Genomic DNA, 20,674 nt, shown 5'->3' on the forward strand with positions numbered 1-20,674 from the left:
ACTCGGCTGGAGCGGTGGCGAAAGGCCGGTGAACTCGGGCGCGATGGGGCGAGAAACGGCGTCCGGAACGCGGTTCAGGCGTGTTAATTAATGTAAACCGTCCGAGAAGCGGCAGTTTCCAATCCATCACCGGTTGTCGAACAAGGGGGCCGCGCGGGGGCGGATTTTCGGGATTCGGGGGCGTCGGGCCTGCTCAGGGGTGAGCGGTGACGAGAATCACTGGGCTGCGGGGTGACCGGTAGGTTGCGGCGACCTCACAGCGCACCGCGGGGCGGATTGGGGTGTGAGAGAGATGTTTTGCCTGCTCCGGGTGGGTCTTTACAGTCGGACGAGTCAGCCTGCTATTCCGCTCGAAGGGGCATCATGGTCAACTCACGTGACCGAGTATCGGCGTCGCGCCCTGCCCCGGGCATCGGGATCGAGGATGCCGGGGACGCGCTGCTGCGGCTCGGTAAGTACTTCCGGCGGGGCGAGATTTCCGGCGATCAGCGCACGCTGCACAAGCAGGGCGGGCGCGAGGCCGACGAGTTCTATCGGGACCGCTGGTCGCACGACAAGGTGGTGCGGTCCACGCACGGGGTGAACTGCACGGGATCGTGTTCGTGGAAGATCTACGTCAAGGACGGCGTGATCACCTGGGAGTCGCAGCAGACCGACTATCCGTCGGTGGGCGCGGACAAACCCGAATACGAACCGCGCGGCTGCCCGCGCGGCGCGTCCTTCTCCTGGTACACGTATTCCCCTGCGCGCGTTCGGTATCCGTATGTGCGCGGGGTACTGCTGGAGATGTATCGCGAAGCCAGGACGCGGGTGAAGGATCCGGTGCTCGCGTGGGCCGAGATCGTCGAGGATCCCGAGCGGGCCCGGCGGTACAAGTCCGCGCGCGGCAAGGGCGGATTCGTGCGGGCCGAATGGTGGGAGGCGGCCGAAATCGCCGCTGCCGCACACGTTTACACGATCAAACAGTACGGCCCGGACCGGGTCGCGGGCTTCTCCCCGATTCCGGCGATGTCGATGGTCAGCCATGCGGTCGGCGCGCGATTCATCTCACTGCTCGGCGGCTCGATGCTCTCGTTCTACGACTGGTACGCCGACCTGCCGGTGGCCTCGCCGCAGGTGTTCGGCGATCAGACCGACGTGCCCGAATCGGCCGACTGGTTCGACGCCGGATACCTGATCATGTGGGGTTCGAACGTCCCGGTGACCCGCACCCCGGACGCGCACTACATGACCGAGGCGCGTTATCGCGGCCAGAAGGTCGTCGTGGTCTCCCCCGACTACGCGGACAACACCAAATTCGCCGACGAGTGGCTGCCCGCGCGTCCGGGAACCGATGCGGCACTTGCCATGTCGATGGGGCACGTGGTGCTCAAGGAGTTCTTCGTCGACCGCACGACGCCGCGTTTCCTGGACTACGTCAAGCGCTACACCGATCTGCCGTTCCTGATCTGCCTGGACGAGGCGGGCGGCTGGGACGCCGAGGGCGAGTACCACCAGGAAAGCACGCTGCCGGGCAAATTCCTCACCGCCGCCGATCTCGGACAGCAGGGCGAGGGCGTCGAGCACAAGATGGTCCTGCTCGACGAGTCCGGAAATCCGGTGGTGCCCAACGGATCTCTCGGGCACCGCTTCGGCGCGGCCGATGCCGGGAAATGGAATCTGGACCTCGAGGGCACCGATCCGCTGCTGAGCCTGCACGGGCAGCCCGGGGCGCAACCGGTCACCCTGCGGCTGCCCCGTTTCGACAGCGATGTGCCGGGCAGCGTCCTGCGCGGTGTCCCGACGACACTCGTTGCGGGCAAACGGGTTACGACCGTTTTCGATCTGCTGCTGGCTCAATACGGCGTACCCCGCGACGGGCTGCCCGGCAGCTGGCCCACCGGATACGACGACCCCACCCAGCCCTACACCCCGGCCTGGCAGGAGACCATCACCGGCGTACCGGCCACCCAGGCCGAGCGGATCGCGCGCGAATTCGCCGACAACGCCGAACAATCCGGCGGTCGCTCGATGATCCTGATGGGCGCGGGCACCAACCACTGGTTCCACTCGGACCAGATCTATCGCGCGTTCTTCACCCTCACCCTGCTGACCGGCTGCCAGGGCGTGAACGGCGGCGGCTGGGCGCACTACGTCGGCCAGGAGAAGTGCCGGCCCGTAACCGGTTGGTCCACACTGGCTTTCGGCCTGGACTGGCAGCGCCCGCCGCGGCAGATGCAGGGCACGGTGTTCTGGTACCTGACCAACGATCAGTGGCGTTACGACCCGTTCACCGCGGAGGCGTTCTCCTCGCCGCTGGGCAAGGGCACCTTCGCCGGGCGCACCGCGGCGGACAATATCGCGCTGGCCAGCCGGTTGGGCTGGATGCCGACCTACCCGACCTTCGACCGCAATCCCCTGGATCTGGCCGACGAGGCCGAAACGTCCGGCAAATCGGCCGCGGATCACGTCGTGGACGAATTGAAGTCCGGCGCACTGCGTTTCGCGTGCGAGGATCCCGACGCGCCGGAGAACTTCCCGCGCTGCCTGACCGTCTGGCGCGCGAATCTGCTGGGTTCGTCCGGTAAGGGCAACGAGTACTTCCACAAACATCTGCTGGGCGCGGACTCCAATCTGCAAACCACCGACAGCGCCGGGGTGCGGCCGTCCGAACTGGTCTGGCGCGACGAGGCGCCCACCGGAAAACTGGATCTGCTGCTGTCCCTGGACTTCCGGATGACCAGCACGACCCTGTTCTCCGATATCGTGCTGCCCGCCGCGACCTGGTACGAGAAGCATGATCTGTCCTCGACCGATATGCACCCGTTCGTGCACGCCTTCTCCCCCGCCATCTCCCCGCCGTGGGAGGCCAAGACCGATTTCGAGGCGTTCCATCGGATCGCGCGCGGATTCTCCTGGATGGCCGAGAAGCATCTGGGTGTGCGCAAGGACGTCATCGCCGTTCCGCTGCAACATGATTCGCCCGACGCGCTGGCGCAGTCCGGCGGGCGCGTGCTGGACTGGAAAACCGGTGAGTGCGAGCCGATTCCCGGTAGGACCATGCCGAAACTGGTTGTGGTCGAACGGGATTACCCGAAGATCGCGGAGAAGATGGCCGCGCTCGGACCGCTGATCGAAACGCTCGGCGTCACCACCAAGGGCGTCACCACCTACCCGGACGAAGAGGTCGCCTACCTCGCCGGGGTGAACGGCACGGTGGTTTCCGGTGTGGCACAGGGACGTCCGTCGCTGGCCAAGGACACCCACGCCGCCGAGGCGATCCTCGCACTGTCCGGCACCACCAACGGGCGGCTCGCGGTGGAGGGATTCGAGGCCCTCGAACGCCGCACCGGCACCAAGCTCGCGGACCTGGCCGCCGAACACGAGGGCAAGCGAATCACCTTCGCCGACACCCAATCCCGGCCGGTGCCGGTGATCACCTCCCCCGAATGGTCGGGCAGCGAGACCGGCGGACGCCGCTACTCGCCGTTCACCATCAACACCGAACGCCTCAAACCCTGGCACACCCTCACCGGACGCCAGCACTTCTACCTCGACCACGACTGGATGGCCGAACTCGGCGAACAGCTGCCGATCTTCCGCCCGCCGCTGGACATGAGTGCCCTGTTCAGCGAACCGGGGGTGGGGTCCGTCGGTGACAACGGCGTCACCGTGCGGTACCTCACGCCGCATTCGAAGTGGTCGATCCACTCGGCGTATCAGGACAACCTGCACATGCTGACGCTCTCGCGCGGCGGCCAGGCGATCTGGATGTCGGACCGCGACGCCGCGAAGATCGGTGTGGCGGACAACGATTGGATCGAGGCGGTGAACCGCAACGGCGTCGTCGTGGCGCGGGCGATCGTCAGTCATCGGATGCCCGAGGGCACGGTGTTCATGTACCACGCCCAGGACCGCGCCGTCGGCGTCCCGCGTATCGAAGGAAAGCCGGACTCGACCGCGTCCAGCGGCGCCGGATTCGATTGGCCCGCACCGCAACAGCAGCCCGGCAAGGGCAAGCGCGGCGGCATCCACAACGCCCTCACCCGGATCATGATCAAACCCACGCATCTCATCGGCGGCTACGCACAGCAGTCGTTCGCGCTGAACTACCACGGCCCCACCGGAAATCAGCGCGACGAGGTCACCACGATCCGCAAACGCACGCAGGAAGTGGAGTACTGATGAGAATGCGACGAGGCCACCACCCTGCGCCCGATGAACGTTCGCAGGAAGTGGAGTACTGATATGCGTGTCATGGCACAGATGGCCATGGTGATGAACCTGGACAAATGCATCGGCTGTCACACTTGCAGCGTCACCTGCAAGCAGGCGTGGACCAATCGCGGCGGCACCGAGTACATGTGGTTCAACAACGTGGAAACCCGTCCGGGACAAGGTTATCCGAGGCAGTACCAGGATCAGGAGAAGTGGAAGGGCGGCTGGAAGCTCACCAAGCGCGGCCGGCTCACCCTGAAGTCCGGATCGCGAATGAAGCGGCTGCTCAACATCTTCGCCAATCCGGACCTGCCCACGGTCGCGGACTACTACGAGCCGTGGAGCTACGACTACGACAACCTGCTGTCGGCCCCAGCCATGGACACCACCCCCGTCGCGCGGCCGAAATCGCTGATCACCGGCCAGGATACGACGATCACCTGGGGCGCGAACTGGGACGACGATCTGGGTTCGGGCCCCGAGCAGGTCGGCCGGGATCCGTTGCTGTCCAAGCTTTCCGAGCAGGTCAAGCTGGAGTTCGAGCAGACCTTCATGTTCTATCTGCCCCGGATCTGCGAACACTGCCTGAATCCGTCGTGTGTGGCCTCCTGCCCGTCGGGAGCGATCTACAAGCGCGCCGAGGACGGCATCGTGCTGGTCGATCAGGACCAGTGCCGCGGCTGGCGGCAGTGCGTGACCGGATGTCCTTACAAGAAGATCTATTTCAACCACAAGACGGGTAAAGCGGAGAAATGCACGTTCTGCTACCCGCGCGTGGAGGTCGGCATTCCGACGGTCTGCTCGGAGACCTGCGTGGGACGGCTGCGCTACATCGGCGTGATGCTGTACGACGCGGACGCCGTCCTCGAGGCCGCCTCGGTGACCGATCCCAAGGACCTGTACCCCAGCCAACTCGGGGTGTTCCTGAATCCGCACGATCCGCGCGTGGTCGCCGAGGCCGAACGTGCCGGTATCAGTCCGGATTGGATTGAGGCAGCACAGAATTCGCCGGTCTACAAGCTGATCGTGGACTATCAGATCGCCCTGCCGCTGCATCCGGAATACCGCACCATGCCGATGGTCTGGTACGTGCCGCCGCTCTCGCCGGTGGTGGAGTCGCTGTCGCAGACCGGGCACGACGGTGAGGACGCCTCGAATCTGTTCGGGGCCATCGACGCGCTGCGCATTCCGATCGAATATCTCGCCGAACTGTTCACCGCCGGCGAGATCGGCCCGGTGCGCGCGGCCATGCAGCGCCTGGCGGCCATGCGTTCGTTCATGCGGTCGGTGAACCTCGGCAAGGAGCCCGATCCGGCGATCGCGCCGTCGGTGCGCCTCGAACCCGAGGAGATCGAGGCGATGTACCGGCTGCTGGCCATCGCGAAATACGAACACCGGTACGTGATTCCGCAGGGCGCGACCTCGCAGGCGCACGAATTGGATTCGCTCGCCACCGGGTGCAGTCTGGACACCGACGGCGGGCCGGGGATGACCGCCTTCGACACGATGGTGGAGAAATTCCATCTCACCGATGCCAATGATGCTGCGCCGGAACAGAAAACGAACCGGATCAATCTGTTGAACTGGGACGGTCGCAGTACCGAGGGGCTGGTTCCGGGCGCGAACGGCAACGGGCACTCCGCGAACGGGACCAACGGAGCCGCCGCGAACGGCAACGGGGCCAACGCAACCCGAGCCGAGTCCAACGGCAACGGCAACGGTCACAAGACCGACGACACCTCACCGATCTCGAGCGGGGCCCAGCGATGACACTCCTGAAAATACGCCGCCGCCCCGAACCGGCCGTACAGATGTCCGACCGCGACCGCCGCCTGATCTGGCGCACCGCCGCTCTCCTGCTGGACTACCCCGACGACAACCTGTTCACCGCGATCGACCGCATCGCCGACACCGCGGCGCGACTCCCCGACGAAGCGCGAATCCCCTTGCAACGCTTCATCGATCACGTCAACGAGTCCTCGCCGCTGGACCTGGCCCAGCGCTACGTCGAAACCTTCGACATGCGCCGCCGCTCGAGCATGCACCTCACCTTCTACGCCTACGGCGACACCCGCAAACGCGGCATGGCCCTGCTGCGCTTCAAACACGCCTACCGCCACGCGGGCGTCGAACTCGACGACCGCGAACTCCCCGACCATCTGCCCGTGCTGCTCGAATTCGCGGCCACGGTCGATCCGATCGGCGGCGAACGCCTGCTCGGCGAGCACATCCCGGTCATCGAGCTGTTGCGATTGTCCTTGCAGGACAACGGTTCCCACTACGCCGACGTCGTCGCGGCCGTGGTGGCCACACTGCCCCCGCTGACAATCGCGGACCGCCGCCGCATCACCGAACTGGCCGCGGCGGGACCGCCGGACGAGGAGGTCGGCATGGACCCCTACACCATGGATCCCGCTCTGTTCGAGACGGCGCAGGCCCGCCGATGAGTACCGACGTCTGGCTGATCCTGCCCTACATCGCCTTCACCTCGTTCGTGCTCGGCCACCTGTGGCGGTATCGCAACGACCAATTCGGTTGGACCACAAGGTCTTCGCAGTTGTACGAGAGCCGGTTACTGCGGCTGGGCAGCCCGCTGTTCCACTTCGGCATGCTCGGTGTCATCGGCGGTCACGTGCTGGGCGTGCTGATTCCGCAGTCCTGGACCGACGCGGTGGGCGTCTCCGAGGAGATGTATCACGTGGTCGCGGTGTCGGCGGGTTCGGTCGCGGGGGTGGCGGTGATCGCCGGTATCGCGATCCTGCTGTACCGGCGCGTCACGGTGCCCGCGGTGCGCAAGGCCACCACGAACAACGACAAGATGATGTACGTGCTGTTGGCCGCGGCCCTGATCACCGGCCTGCTCAACACCGTCGGCAGCAATCTGCTGTGGGGCACCTACAACTATCGCGAGACCGTATCCCCTTGGTTCCGAAGCATTTTCACGCTGCATCCGCATCCGGAACTGATGGTCGGCACGCCGTGGACGTTCCAGGCGCACGGGCTGATCGTGCTGACGCTGATCGGCGTGTGGCCGTACACCAGGCTCGTGCACATGTTCAGCGCGCCGATCGGTTATCTCACCCGCCCGTACATCGTCTACCGGGCCAAGGCCGTGCAGCGTCCGGACCACAGCCGCTACGCCAAGGCGTGGGATGCGCCGGTGACTCCCGAACGCTGGTGACGCTGGCGCGCGATCATGGACCGTATGGCCCTTGATGCGGATCCCGTCGCGGTGCTGCGACGCTGGGAAGATTCCGGCGCGGTGTGGCGGGTGCTGAACCGCCGCGACGACCGGGTGACCGTCGTGCTCTACCAGTGCACCGGCGGTGAGGAAGTGGACCGGTTCACCTCCACCGATCCCGCACTGCTGCGCTTCCTCGGCGATCGGCGCAGCAGCGAGGATTGACCGCTACCGCCCGAGCAGCCGCGCGGCTCCCGCACACAGACTCCCGAGGAGCTGCGCCACCGGTTCGGCGGCGGTGACCAGCCCGACGCCCTGACCGGCATCGATCGGCGTCACCCGCTGATCCGCGCGCGCGATCCCGGCTCCGAGTTCCGCGCGGGCCGCCGGATCCCGGGCCAGCTCCGCCTCGTGACCGGTCCAGCGTGCGGCGAACTCGTTACGCAGTACTCGCGTGGGAAACCTTGTCGCCCAAGGCAATTCCATCCCGACGTCGAACGCGCGGGTGAGGATCGTATCGGTCCCCCGCGCGGCGATCATGGCCTCCCGGCCGTCCTGCGACAGCAGCGATTCCGGGCAGGCGGCCAGGCAGGTGCCGAGCCAGACACCCGAGGCCCCGGCGGTCAGCATCGCGGCCAGAGTCGCCGCCGAACCGATTCCCCCGGCCGCCAGGACCGGGATCGATACCGCGTCGAGGACCGCGTCCAGCAGCGGCAGCGTGGCCATTTCCACCGCGCCGTGCCCACCGCCCTCGGCGCCCCGGGCGACCAGGACATCGACGCCGGACCGTTCCGCGCGTTTCGCTTCCTCGGCGTTGTAAACCTGTGTGGCCGTGCGGATTCCGGCATCACGGACGCGATCGACCCAGGACATGTCCGTCCCGAAACTCACCGAGATCAGCACCGGCTCGGCGGCGATCGCCCGATCGAGCAGGCCGGGTTGGGTGGCGACCACCCAGTCCACCAGTCCGATCCCGAACCTCCCGGCATCATCGCCCAACTGCGCGAGTTCACGTTCGAGCGCGGCGACCGATCCGGCGCTGCCCATCCCGATCATGCCCAACCCACCGGCCGCACCGACGGCGGCGGCCAGCCGCCCACCGGCAACCCCGCCCATCGGCGCGTTGACCACGGGAATCCGCAGGCCCATCGCCCGCGACCAGGCCGTGGACAGGACCTCGGCCCCGTCGGCCGAGGGCGGCTGCCCGGCTACCATCGGGTGACTTCCGCGCGCGCTGACATGCACCCATACCAGCACATCAGCGGCATCCCGGTCGTCACGGGTCGATCCCGCCCCCTCCGAGAGTGCGTAATATCGACCTCACCCGCACCCGCGGCCGCGCCCCGATACTTCGTGACGGGCACACAACCCGCATGTCACATTCCCGAAACAAATGGCACGATCTCACGGCCGCCACCGCATATCCGTGCGGAACCGTTGACGTCGACGACATTCCACGCAGCATGGCGGAAATACCCTTTTCCTACTGTTGAGCCAACCTGATGTGGGAGGCCCCGTTGAGCACGCTGTCGCGAAATCGCAATATCGAGAATTGGGACGCCGAGGACGTCGAAGCCTGGGAGTCCGGCGGTAAGGACATCGCCAAACGAAACCTGTGGTGGTCGGTATTCGCCGAGCATGTGGGCTTTTCGGTGTGGTCCATCTGGTCGGTCATGGTCCTGTTCATGCCGACCGACAAATTCGGCATCGACCCGGCCGGGAAATTCTTCCTCGGCGCGGTTCCGACATTGGTCGGCGGATTTCTACGGATTCCTTACACCGTCGCGACCGCGCGTTTCGGCGGCCGCAACTGGACCATCTTCAGCGCGGTGATGCTGCTGATCCCGACGCTGCTGACGCTGTATTTCATCAACCAGCCGGGCACCTCGTACACGACCTTCATGATCGTCGCGGCGCTGGCCGGATTCGGTGGCGGCAATTTCGCCTCGTCGATGACGAATATCAACGCGTTCTATCCGCAGCGGCTCAAGGGCTGGGCGCTGGGCATGAACGCGGGCGGCGGCAATCTCGGTGTGCCGCTGATCCAGCTGGTCGGCCTGGCGGTCATCGCCACGGTCGGCAACGCCTACGGGAACGCCTCGATCGTCTGCCTGGTCTACCTGGTGCTGATCGCGCTCGCGGGTGTCGGCGCGGCGCTGTACATGGACAATCTGCGCAACCAGAAGGCCGACATGTCCTACATGATCACCTCGCTGAAGGTGCCGCAGTCGTGGGCGATCGCGTTCCTGTACATCGGCACGTTCGGCTCGTTCATCGGCTTCAGCTTCGCGTTCGGTCAGGTCTTGCAGATCAGCTTCAAGGCCGGAGGGGAGAGCGCGACGCACGCCACGCTGCACGCCGCGCAGATCGCGTTCATCGGCCCGCTGCTGGGCTCGTTCATGCGGCCCTACGGCGGTAAGTGGTCCGACCGTTTCGGCGGCAGCAAGGTCACGCTGTACACCTTCCTGGGCATGATCGTGGCCGCGGTGGTGGTCAGTATCGCCGGCATGATCGGCGACAAGCACCACGGCGTGCCGACCGGCGGGGCGATGATCGCCCTGATCGCCGGATTCATCGCGCTGTTCCTGCTGTCGGGTGTCGGCAACGGTTCGGTCACCAAGATCATCCCCTCGGTGTTCGACGCGAAATCCAAGAGCCTGCAAGCGGATCCGGCTACCCAGGCCGCCTGGTCGCAGAACACCTCCGGTGCGCTGATCGGTTTCGTGGGTGCGGTCGGAGCGCTCGGCGGTGTCGCCATCAACCTGGTGTTCCGCTCGTCCTACGCCTCGACCAACTCCGCGACGACCGCGTTCTGGGTGTTCATGGGCTTCTACGTGGTCTGCGCGCTGGTGGTGTCGCTGGTCTTCCTGCGGCGTCCGCAGGCGGCGCGCGGCAGCAAGCCCGAAGCCTCCACCCTCGCGACCGTCACCCAGACGCTGGCAGGTTCGGAACCGGCCGCGGTGCAGGAGCATTCGGCCCGTTCCATCTGATCCCGCGACGTCCGAGCCCGAACCCAGCCCCGGAGGACATGATGAATTCCGCAGTCGAATCCACTTGCAGGACAGTGGTGGTCGCCGGTCACGGCATGGTCGGGCATCGGTTCGCGGAGGCGCTGCGCTCCCGCGACACCGAGGGGCGCTGGCGGATCGTCATCGTCGGCGAGGAATCGCTGGCGGCCTACGATCGCGTCGGACTGTCCTCGTACATCGGGAGCTGGGATCCGGACGCACTCGCCCTGCCCGGCAACGCATTCCACGATGACGAGCTGGTCGAGTTGCGGCTGGGTGAGCGGGTGGAGCGGATCGATCGCGACGCCCGCACGGTGACGACCTCGACCGGGGCCGTAATCGCTTACGACACACTGGTGCTCGCGACCGGGTCGTATCCGTTCGTGCCGCCGGTGGCGGGACATGAACTGCCGCAATGCTTCGTCTATCGCACCGTCGAGGATCTCGATCGCATCCGGGCCGCCGCGCAGGCGGGCGGGCCGGGTGCACGCGGCGTGGTGATCGGCGGCGGGCTGCTGGGGCTCGAGGCGGCCAATTCGCTGCGGCTGCTCGGGTTGGAAGCTCATGTCGTGGAATACAACGACCGGCTGATGCACACGCAGGTCGATACCGGTGGCGGGGCCGTGCTGGAGAAGCTGGTCAGCGATCTGGGGCTGCATGTGCACACCGGGGTCGGGACCTCTTCGATCGAACCCGCCGAAGACGGTGTGGGGGTTCGTGTTTCGCTGTCCGACGGTACGACGATCGATGCCGCTGCCGTGGTGTTCTCGGCGGGTGTTCGGCCGCGGGATCAGCTCGCTCGCGAAGCCGGGCTGGAGGTCGGGGCGCGCGGTGGTGTGGTCACGGATTCGGGGTTGGTGACCAGTGATCCGAACATCTACGCGATCGGTGAGGTCGCGGCGGTCGAAGGTACTTGTTATGGGCTCGTCGCGCCCGGGTACAGCACCGCTGAGGTTGTCGCGGATCGGCTGTTGGGCGGGTCGGGTGAGTTTCCGGGTGCGGATCTGTCGACCAAGCTGAAGCTGCTCGGCGTCGATGTGGCCAGTTTCGGTGACGCGCACGGCAAGAGCGAGGGCGCGTTGTCGGTGGTGTTGCACGACGCGGCCAAGGGCACCTACGCCAAACTCGTCGTCTCCGATGACGCGAGCACACTGCTGGGCGGTGTGCTCGTCGGTGACGCCTCGCAGTACGCGGCGTTGCGGCCGTTGGTCGGGCGGCCGTTGCCCGCCGAGCCCGCGGCGCTGATCTCCCCGGCGGGTGCGGAGCTGGGTGCGGACGCGTTGCCCGATGACGCGCAGATCTGTTCCTGCAACAACGTGTCCAAGGGTTCGATCTGCGGCGCGATCGCCGAGGGCGCGTGTGACATCGCCTCGGTGAAGGGATGTACCAGCGCCGGAACATCTTGTGGCGGTTGCGTTCCCATGATCAGCAAGCTGCTTCAGCAGTCCGGTGTGGTCATGTCGAAGGCGTTGTGTGAGCATTTCGAGCAGTCCCGGGCGGAGTTGTTCGAGATCGTGCAGGTCACCGGGATCCGTACCTTCTCGGCTCTGATCACCCAGTACGGCAAGGGATCCGGGTGCGATATCTGCAAACCCACTGTCGCGTCCATCCTCGCGTCGACCTCGAGCGAGCACATCCTCGACGGCGAGCAAGCCGCGCTACAGGACACCAACGATCACTTCCTCGCGAATCTGCAACGCAATGGGACGTATTCGGTCGTCCCACGCATGCCGGGCGGGGAAGTGACCGCGGAACAACTGATCACGATCGGTCAGATCGCGAAGGAGTTCGATCTGTATCTGAAAGTGACCGGTGGACAACGGATCGACATGTTCGGTGCGCGGGTCGAGCAGTTGCCGTTGATCTGGCAGCGGCTCGTGGACGCGGGGATGGAGTCCGGGCACGCCTACGGCAAGTCGTTGCGGACGGTGAAGAGTTGTGTCGGGTCCACCTGGTGCCGGTACGGGCAACAGGACTCGGTCGCGATGGCCGTGCTGCTCGAGAAGCGGTACCGGGGGTTGCGGTCCCCGCACAAACTCAAGCTCGCCGTCTCCGGTTGTGCTCGGGAGTGTGCCGAGGCCCGGGGTAAGGACGTGGGGGTGATCGCGACCGAGAACGGGTGGAACCTGTACGTCGGCGGCAACGGTGGCCTCACCCCCAAACACGCGGTCCTGCTGGCCGGGGATCTGGACGACGACACACTGATCCGGTACATCGACCGGTATCTGATGTTCTACATCCGCACCGCGGACCGTTTACAACGCACCGCGCCCTGGCAGGAATCCCTCGACGGCGGTATCGAGCACGTCCGCAACGTGGTGTGCCAGGACAGCCTGGGCATCGCCGAGGACCTCGAAGCCGCCATGGCCCGCCACATCGACGGCTACCGCGACGAATGGGCCGCGGTGCTCTCGGACGAGAAGATCCTGTCCCGCTTCGTCTCCTTCGTCAACGCACCGGAAGAGACCGACTCGACCATCTCCTTCGACGACACCGGCGAACGCAAGGTCCCGGTCCTGCTCGGCGTCCCCGGCGTACCGGCCTCCTGAAAGTTCGTTCGGCGCAAGGTATTCCACCTCGCGCCGAGCGATATCACCGCCAGCTCGGCAACATCAGGCGCGCGTGCCAATCGTCCACGGTGATCGGCATCGCGGTCAGGATCGGCCACAACCAGACGAAATTCGCCACCACCGCCGCGAGATACAGGCATACGACCAGCAGATTCAACGTCCGCCGCTCATTTGCCACCAGGAATCGATCGCCGGCGGCCGTGCGCAGCAGCGGCGCGGGCCCGAGAATATCCCCGAGCACCAGGGCGACCCCCATCGCGAGGAACGGGGCCATCGGTACCGCGTAGAAGTAGTACATCTCGCGATCCAGATCCAGGAACCAGGGCAGGAATCCGGCGCAGTAGCCGACAAGTATTGCGGCATAACGCCAATCGCGACGGGTCACGCTGCGCCACGCCGCCCACGCCAGCATCGGCAGCGACACCCACCACAGCACCGGCGTGCCCACCAGCATCACCGCGTCCACACAGTACGACGCGCCGCAGCCGGTGACGCCACCGTCCGCGTAGTGGTAGAGCATCGGGCGCAGACCCATCGGCCACGTCCACGGTTTGGACTCCCACGGGTGGTGATATCCGTTCGAATTCGTCAGTGCCGTATGGAAACTCAGCGACTCGCCCTGGTTGTGCCACAGCGATCGCAGCGCGTCCGGAACCCACGACCACGGGCCACCCGACCCGACCGGATGTTTCCCGGCATACGGATTGCCGACCGAATACCGGTCGTATCCGTCCTCACTGGCGAACCACGCCCCGTAACTGCCGAGATACACCAGCAGCGGAATGACCACCAGCGCATAGAGTGCCGGGCCGACATCCCGCAGCGCGGTGCCCGACCACGGCGACGGCACCCGGTAGGCCCGCCGGGCCGCCAGATCGAAACAGACCGAGAGCATTCCGAAGGCCGCGATGTAGTAGAGCCCGGACCATTTGGTGCCACAAGCCAATCCGAGCAGCACGCCGCCCGCGAAACGCCACCAGCGCACGCCGAGCCGAGGTCCGTACCGGCTCAACGTGATTCGGCCTTCGAGGTCCGCGCGGGCCAGCCTGGCACGCACCTCGTCGCGGTCGACGATCAGACAGCCGAACGCGGCCACCACGAACAGCGCCTGGAAGATGTCCAGCATGCCGATGCGCGACTGCACCATGCTCGTGCCGTCACAGATCACCAGCAGCCCCGCGATACCGCCGATCATGGTCGAGCGCGTCATCCGGCGGGTGATGCGAACGACCAGCAGCACCAGTACGGTTCCGAAAAGCGCTGCGCTGAAACGCCATCCGATCGGGGTGTAGCCGAACAGCAACTCCCCCAACGCGATCATCTGCTTGCCGACCGGCGGATGCACGATGTACCCGTAGGCCGGGTTGTCCTCGATCCCGCCGCCGGTGAGCATCTCCCAGCCCTGATGGGCGTAGTACTTCTCGTCGAAAGTCGGTGTGCCGCCGTCGGTCGGATAGCCCAGGTGCTGGAATCGGGTGAGCGCCGCGAGCGCGGTCAGCACCAACGTGACCACCCAGCCCCGCAACCGATCGGCGGGACCGGGATCGGGCGAGGGCCGTAGCGGAGCGGGAGTGGACAGGGCCGGGCGCATGTCACCCACTGGACGCTCGGTCAACCGGTTCACCGAGCCGATCGTATGCGGTCGCGGCGCGAGCGGTTCGAGCGGCCGTGGGCCGGGCCCGATTCCCCGCTACGCCAACGACTATCGCGGATCCTCGGTACCCGGCAACCAGCTGGCGCCCGGCTCGGTCCAGCCCCGCCGCTTGATCATCTTGCGCGCCGCCCGCTGATTACGCCCGATCAGCCGGGTCAGATACAGCCGCCCGGCGAGATGATCGGTCTCATGTTGCAGGCAGCGCGCCAGCAATCCGGTCGTCGCCTCGACCTCGACCGGCGCACCGTGGATGTCGACCCCGGTGACCTTCGCCCACCCGGCCCGCCCGGTCGGATACCACTCCCCCGGCACCGACAGACACCCCTCCAGATCGTCGTCCGGATCCGGCATCGTCTCGGGCAACTCCGTGGTCTCCAACACCGGATTCACCACATGCCCCCGATGCCGCACCCCACCCTCGACCAGGTCGTACACGAACACCGCCCGCGGATCCCCCACCTGATTCGCCGCCAACCCCGCCCCGTTGGCCGCGGTATTGGTCTCGAACAAATCATCCACGAACCCGGCCAGCTCGTCATCGAACACGGTCACCGCCACCGCCAAGGTAGCCAAGCGCGGATCCCCCGCAATGAGAATCGGTCGTATCGCCACCCGCCAGAGCGTACTGCCCACCTACGACCGCCCACACTATAGCCCACGACACCCGTCCCGATCGGCTGCCGAAATCGTTGTCGCGCTGCGGGAGACGGTCAGGAGACCTGGGAGCGGGTGTAGGTGTAGTGGGTGTCGACGGTGACTATGTCGGCGAGGGTGAGCAGGGCGGTGGGGACTTCCTCGGGGGTGAGGAAGTGGTCGAGGCTGGGGACGAAGACGGCGGTGGCGCCGATTCTGCCGACGACGTTGCACAGGCGTTGGTGGGGTTCGTCGGTGTGGTGGGAGAAGGCGACTATGCGGGACAGGTCGTAGCCGAATCTGCGTGCCAGAGAACGGATCTGTTCCTCGTCCCAGGGTTGCCTGGTGCCGGAGACGTCGCGGCGCAGGTACCCGATCGCGACCGGTCGGCTCATCGGTTCCGCCCCCCGATGTCGTCGCCCGCGGTTCTGGTCAGCCACTCTCTACCGGCGGTGGCGAACAGTCGCACGACCTCTACCGGTAGCAGGTCCGCAGTCTTCCCCGAATCGAGGTGCGGACACATGTGTTGACCTGAAAACCGTTGTGGCAGTTCGTACATCACAACCTTCGCTCTCATGCAGGGCTCAAGGGTCGAAGGACACCCCGGCCGCGCATGACGAGACAGGCCACCGGCCGGGGAGCCTCATCAATGGTGCCAATCCGCCATGCTGCTTTCAAGGCGTTTCTATGATGCGTTCATGCGACGCGAACGCCTCATCGATGCTCGAAAAGCCGTAGGGCTCAACCAAGAACAGGTTGCCGACCTCGTCGGAGTGGACCGCACCACCATCGGAAAATGGGAGCGCGGCGACTCTACCCCGCAGCCCAACCAACGCGGGGCATATGCCGAGGCCCTGGGCGTGGAACTGCAAGAACTCAACGCGATGCTGACCAGTATGCCGCAGGGGGACGGCGAAATGCCCGCCTGGCTGAGCACCTACCTCGGTATGGAGCAGTCCGCCACCAGGATCGCCTCCTACGAGCCACGATGCGTTTACGGGCTGCTACAGACGCCCGCCTATGTCGAGGACATCGTCAGCCACGTCAGCTACGACGGCGTGTCGGAGGCGTATATCGCCCGCACCGTCGAAACCCGGCTGATCCGGCAGAAACGTGTCCGGTCCGGCGAAGTGGAACTCAGTCTCGTCCAGCCCGAGTCGGCGCTGCGACTGCGGATCGGCACTCCCGACGTTATGGCGGAACAACTTTCGACCATGGTGGAACTTTCCAGACTGCCGAACGTCACGTTGCGGATCACCCGGTACGAGGCGGGGCAGTACGAGGCGCGGCGGCTGGGCGCGTTCTGCATCATGTCCCATCCCTGGGGTACGCCGCAGGTTCACATCGAGGGTTACGGAGGTGGACGCTTCATCACCGACGCCGAGGAGGTTCAGTACTTTCAAGGTGTGTACGAGCATGCCGCGGGCCGAATCGCCCTGTCCCCCAGTGAATCCCGGAAGTTCATCACTGGGCTGGCAAAGGAATGGAGCAATAGACGATGAACAACACCGATCCGACCTGGCGCGTATCGACCTTCTCGGACAACGGCACCTGCGTCGAGGTGGCCCTGGCCCCCGACGGCGGTGCCCTGGTACGCAATTCGAACGCGCGTGAGGCGGGCACACTCGCGTTCACCCAGGCAGAGATGGCCGCGTGGATCAAGGGAATCAAAGCCGGAGAATTCGACGACTGGTCCTGACCTCCCCGCACGAACCGGTGCGCCCCGGCACTCCGGGGCACAACCCGGCCCCGGACGCCGACCCCGCACCGTGGGCAACCTCACATCAACCCCGGTGTGCGCGAACCACATTCACCCGTCCGCGATCGCACAGCAACGCGGCCTCCGTTACGAACAGACTGGTCTGGACGCACCGAAGTGATTGCCGCACATCCCCGTTCGCGTCTCAGCAGGACTCCGCAGCCCATCCCGATTCGATGCCCGTCTTCTCCCGAATGCCGCGTTCGTAGTCCCACCTTCGAAGCACGACCGGTCCCTCATCCCGAAATCATGACGGATGAGACCATCCCGAATCGCACCCCGGCACCGTGCCACTCGAGCCGCTGAGCCACCACCACTGTGACCCGACCTCCCCCACCTCGCGAAATGTGACACGCATTGCATGCCGGTAACGCGGCCCCCATTCCGAAACATACTTGTCCGTGTGGACCTGGAAAGGGATGATTCGGAAGGACGCGGTCGCGAGACCGCGCGCGCTTCCGGCATTCGGGGGGAACCGATGACGCAGACCAAGTGGCGACGACTCGCCGCACTGAGCGCCGGAATCGTGATGCTGGCGGGAGTCGGCCTCACGGCCTCCTGCGATGCGACGAGTTCCGCCGAACCACTCACCCAACCGGTCTGGCTGTGCCGGCCGGGCATGGCGAACAACCCCTGCAACCAGGACCGCTTCGGCTCGCCGCAGACCTCGGAGGCCACGTTCACGGTCCGGCGTCCGCAGTCGCACACCCGCACCGACCTGGACAGCACGGTCCTCGCGCGGGACGGCAGCACCACGGTCGATCAACTGCCCGCGCCGAACCGCCCGGCCGTGGACTGCTTCTACGTGTATCCGACCGTCGATCCGGTGGCCAATCCGCTGGATCAGAGCGGCAACCGGCCGCCCAAGCCGACCGATATCGAGATCGACACCACCTGGGCGCAGGTGGGCAGATTGATCAGCAACTGCCGCATGTTCGTGCCGAACTACCGGCAGCTGCCGATGCCGCAGGTGTTCGGCCGCGGCACCGGCCCACTGGACTTCTCGCGCGGGGCCCGCGACGTCGAGCAGGCGTGGGACGAGTACTGGGCGCACGACAACATCGATCCCACCACCGGCCGCCACCGCGGCGTGCTGCTGCTGGGCCACTCACAGGGCAGTTACGTGCTGCAAACCCTGATCCAGCAGCGCATCGAGGGGAATCGGCAGATGCGCTCGCGTCTGATCAGCGCGATCCTGCTCGGCGCGGACACCATCGTGCCGATCGGTCAGGATCGCGGCGGGGCCGATACCCGGTCCACCTTCCGTGATCTGCCGGTCTGCACCCGCACGGGCGCGTCGGCGCCGGTGCCGACGGGCTGCGTGGTCGCGCTGTCGACCTACCGCCAGCCGCCCGGCAAACTGCTGCCGACCACCGCCCGGTTCGGCCGCACCGACCGCACCCACCAGGTCGCCTGCGTCAATCCCGCGGCCCTGCTCAGCGGCGCACCGGCCAGTGCGACGACGCCGATCACCGCCGAGTTGCCCACCATGTCGGTGACCCAGCACCGCACCGGACGCCCCTACGGCACCGGATTCGTTCGCTATCCCGACGCGCTGACCGCGCACTGCACCGGCGGCATGGATGCCAACGGCACCGCGCACTGGTTGCAGATCGGCGGTGACACCCGACTCGCCCGCACCACCACCGGGGCCGGGCTGGGCCTGCACATGGACGACTGGCAGTTCGCGCAGGACGATCTCGACGCGCTCGCGGTGGCCCAGAGCAAGGCGTGGCTGGCCACCCACACCGGTCCGCACGTGTAGTTCGATCCTGTTGCGGCACAGATGATTCCGTGCCGACTCACGCGGCAAGCGGCTCCCAGACGAACCCGTCCGGATCGGCGATGGCACCGAGTCCGCCGGCGAAGACCACCCGATGCGATCCGGACCCCTCCGGGGACACCCCCGCGTCCTTGGCCGCCGCGCGCCGCCCGTAGAGGGCCAGTTTGACCGCCGCGAACCCCGCGTCGAACTCGACGTACTTGCTGCCGAACGACTTCGCCACCGTAAGCCCGTGCTCGACATAGAACTGCTTGGTCGCCTTCACGTCCTCGACGCCGAGCAACACGACGAAATCGTCCACCGTGCGGGTCGCGACGCCGGAATCCTTCTTCGTGGAGGTGGCGATCTTCCAGAGCGTCCCGTCCGGAGCCTGCACGACCCCGCCGTAACCCCAGAAACTCTTCTTCGCCGGTTTCACCGTGGTCGCACCGGCCTCGACCGCAGACGCGATGAATCCGTCCACGGTGCTCGGACCGGAGACCACCAGCGACAGGGTGAAACCACGGAACCCGCTGCTCGGCGCGTCATCGGCGCGCACCCGCAGCCGGTCGCCCAGCCCGAACGCGGCCTCGTGGAACGCGGCGGCGGCGCTCGGGTCGGGCGTGGTGAGAACGACGGATGCGATACCGGATGTCTTCGTGGTGATGTTCATACCGACGACGCTAGGCGCGGACCGGTGACCAGCGCTTCTCGATTCCTGACCGGTCCGCGCACCCGCCCACCCGCGCCGACCGGCTGACTCCCAGCAAACCGGGTTAGCATCCAGCCTGTGCCGAGCTTGCCGCAGTTCCCGTTCCGTGGTTTCCGACGGACCCTCCCCGCCGCACGCCCCCGGATCCCGGTGCCGACCGCGCGGGCCATCGTCGATTGCGCGGTCTACCGCGACGGACGACGGCTGCCGGGCCGGTTCACCCATTCCGAGGCGCTGGCGGAGGTGCGGGAGAAGGGCTCGGGATTCGTCTGGATCGGCATGCACGCACCCGATGCCGAGCAGATGGCCGACGTGGCGCAGATCTTCGGTCTGCACGAACTGGCCGCCGAGGACGCGGTGCAGGCGCACAACCGGCCCAAACTCGAACGCTACGACGATGTGCTGATCCTGATCCTGCGCACGGTGAAATACGTTGAGCACGAGCGCAATACGGTCAGCGAGATCGTGGAGACCGGCGAGATCATGGTCTTCCTCGGACCCGATTTCGTGATCACCGTCCGGCACGGCGAACACACCGGACTGACCGGGGTGCGGCACGGCCTCGAGAGCATGCCCGAACGACTCGCGCTGGGCCCCAGCACGGTGCTGCACGCGGTCGCCGATCACGTCGTGGATTCGTACGTGATGGTGACCGAGGAGATCGAGGACGATGTCGAGGAGATGGAGGAGGAGGTGTTCAGCCCGCGCAGCCGCGTCACCATCGAGGCCAGCTATCAGCTCAAGCGTGAGGTGGTGGAGCTGCGTCGCGCGGTCGCCCCGCTGGCGCTGCCGCTGCAACTGCTCAGCCACGAGACGAATCTGCCTCTGCCCAAGGAGATTCGGCGTTATTTCCGGGACGTGGCCGACCATCACACCGCCGCGGTGGACCACATCCGCGACTTCGACGAATCACTCAGCGCGTTGATCAACGCGGCGTTGGCGAAGGTGAGCGTGCAGCAGAACACCGATATGCGCAAGATCTCGGCCTGGGCGGCGATCGCGGCCGTGCCTACCATGATCGCCGGAATCTACGGTATGAATTTCGAGCACATGCCCGAATTGCATTGGGTCTGGGGCTATCCCGCGGTTGTCGGGATCATTCTGATGATCTGCACCGGGCTGTTCGTCAACTTCCGGCGTAACAACTGGCTGTGAGCACCGGCCGGCCGTGAGCACCCTGGGGTGAGGTGGCCCCCAC

16 protein-coding genes are annotated in these 20,674 nt (G+C 66.2%); 11 read left to right on the plus strand and 5 right to left on the minus strand.

What is annotated here, in order from left to right; translation table 11 throughout:
* Positions 1-363 precede the first annotated feature (363 nt).
* The 5 genes from NRB20_RS17540 (at position 364) to NRB20_RS17560 (ending at position 7,603) form a co-directional block, all read left to right on the plus strand.
* Positions 364-4,164, plus strand: coding sequence for a nitrate reductase subunit alpha (locus tag NRB20_RS17540; protein ID WP_153411231.1), 3,801 nt, complete (start codon positions 364-366; stop codon positions 4,162-4,164).
* 72 nt (positions 4,165-4,236) lie between these two features.
* Entirely contained in the window at positions 4,237-5,967 is a 1,731-nt protein-coding gene (gene narH / locus NRB20_RS17545; protein ID WP_406603851.1) for a nitrate reductase subunit beta, read from the plus strand.
* Positions 5,964-6,644, plus strand: coding sequence for a nitrate reductase molybdenum cofactor assembly chaperone (narJ, locus tag NRB20_RS17550; RefSeq protein WP_153411233.1), 681 nt, complete (start codon positions 5,964-5,966; stop codon positions 6,642-6,644). Before narH ends, narJ begins: the two co-directional genes overlap by 4 nt.
* Positions 6,641-7,378, plus strand: a complete 738-nt coding sequence (gene narI / locus NRB20_RS17555; protein ID WP_153411234.1) for a respiratory nitrate reductase subunit gamma — start codon at positions 6,641-6,643, stop codon at positions 7,376-7,378. The genes narJ and narI overlap by 4 nt, the downstream gene beginning before the upstream one ends.
* A gap of 24 nt (positions 7,379-7,402) precedes the next feature.
* Entirely contained in the window at positions 7,403-7,603 is a 201-nt protein-coding gene (locus NRB20_RS17560; RefSeq protein WP_153411235.1) for a hypothetical protein, read from the plus strand.
* A gap of 3 nt (positions 7,604-7,606) precedes the next feature.
* On the opposite strand, the gene NRB20_RS17565 is transcribed toward NRB20_RS17560, so the two are convergent.
* The gene (locus NRB20_RS17565; RefSeq protein WP_153411236.1) at positions 7,607-8,593 is read right to left on the minus strand and encodes an NAD(P)H-dependent flavin oxidoreductase; all 987 of its coding nucleotides are present in this window, start codon (positions 8,591-8,593) and stop codon (positions 7,607-7,609) included.
* 302 nt (positions 8,594-8,895) lie between these two features.
* Here NRB20_RS17565 and NRB20_RS17570 point away from each other — a divergent pair, with 302 nt between their 5' ends.
* A complete protein-coding gene (locus NRB20_RS17570) occupies positions 8,896-10,368 on the plus strand; it encodes a nitrate/nitrite transporter (protein WP_406603845.1) in 1,473 nt (490 codons plus the stop codon).
* Positions 10,369-10,409: 41 nt separating this feature from the next.
* On the plus strand, positions 10,410-12,935 hold the full coding sequence (gene nirB / locus NRB20_RS17575; protein WP_153411238.1) for a nitrite reductase large subunit NirB: 2,526 nt from the start codon (positions 10,410-10,412) through the stop codon (positions 12,933-12,935).
* Between the two features lie 43 nt (positions 12,936-12,978).
* Here the strand turns inward: nirB and NRB20_RS17580 are convergent, their stop codons facing one another.
* The 3 genes from NRB20_RS17580 to NRB20_RS17590 form a co-directional block, all read right to left on the minus strand.
* The gene (locus tag NRB20_RS17580) at positions 12,979-14,547 is read right to left on the minus strand and encodes a dolichyl-phosphate-mannose--protein mannosyltransferase (RefSeq protein ID WP_194289923.1); all 1,569 of its coding nucleotides are present in this window, start codon (positions 14,545-14,547) and stop codon (positions 12,979-12,981) included.
* A gap of 111 nt (positions 14,548-14,658) precedes the next feature.
* Positions 14,659-15,222 carry a peptide deformylase gene (locus tag NRB20_RS17585; protein WP_319945047.1) on the minus strand — a complete coding sequence of 188 codons (564 nt, stop codon included), beginning with the start codon at positions 15,220-15,222 and terminating at the stop codon, positions 14,659-14,661.
* Positions 15,223-15,320: 98 nt separating this feature from the next.
* The gene (locus tag NRB20_RS17590; protein WP_153411240.1) at positions 15,321-15,638 is read right to left on the minus strand and encodes a hypothetical protein; all 318 of its coding nucleotides are present in this window, start codon (positions 15,636-15,638) and stop codon (positions 15,321-15,323) included.
* 303 nt (positions 15,639-15,941) lie between these two features.
* Here NRB20_RS17590 and NRB20_RS17595 point away from each other — a divergent pair, with 303 nt between their 5' ends.
* From NRB20_RS17595 to NRB20_RS17605, 3 genes are all read left to right on the plus strand, one after another.
* The gene (locus NRB20_RS17595; protein ID WP_194289900.1) at positions 15,942-16,745 is read left to right on the plus strand and encodes a helix-turn-helix domain-containing protein; all 804 of its coding nucleotides are present in this window, start codon (positions 15,942-15,944) and stop codon (positions 16,743-16,745) included.
* Entirely contained in the window at positions 16,742-16,942 is a 201-nt protein-coding gene (locus NRB20_RS17600; RefSeq protein WP_153411242.1) for a DUF397 domain-containing protein, read from the plus strand. Before NRB20_RS17595 ends, NRB20_RS17600 begins: the two co-directional genes overlap by 4 nt.
* A gap of 538 nt (positions 16,943-17,480) precedes the next feature.
* A complete protein-coding gene (locus NRB20_RS17605; RefSeq protein WP_194289901.1) occupies positions 17,481-18,767 on the plus strand; it encodes a DUF3089 domain-containing protein in 1,287 nt (428 codons plus the stop codon).
* A gap of 37 nt (positions 18,768-18,804) precedes the next feature.
* Here the strand turns inward: NRB20_RS17605 and NRB20_RS17610 are convergent, their stop codons facing one another.
* Complete coding sequence (locus NRB20_RS17610) at positions 18,805-19,437, minus strand: VOC family protein (RefSeq protein WP_153411244.1); 633 nt, start codon at positions 19,435-19,437, stop codon at positions 18,805-18,807.
* Positions 19,438-19,554: 117 nt separating this feature from the next.
* On the opposite strand from NRB20_RS17610, the gene corA reads away from it, so the two are divergent.
* A complete protein-coding gene (gene corA, locus NRB20_RS17615; protein WP_319945048.1) occupies positions 19,555-20,631 on the plus strand; it encodes a magnesium/cobalt transporter CorA in 1,077 nt (358 codons plus the stop codon).
* Positions 20,632-20,674 lie beyond the last annotated feature (43 nt).

Origin of the sequence: Nocardia macrotermitis (assembly GCF_009604405.1) — a bacterium.
GTDB classification, from domain to species: domain Bacteria; phylum Actinomycetota; class Actinomycetes; order Mycobacteriales; family Mycobacteriaceae; genus Nocardia; species Nocardia macrotermitis.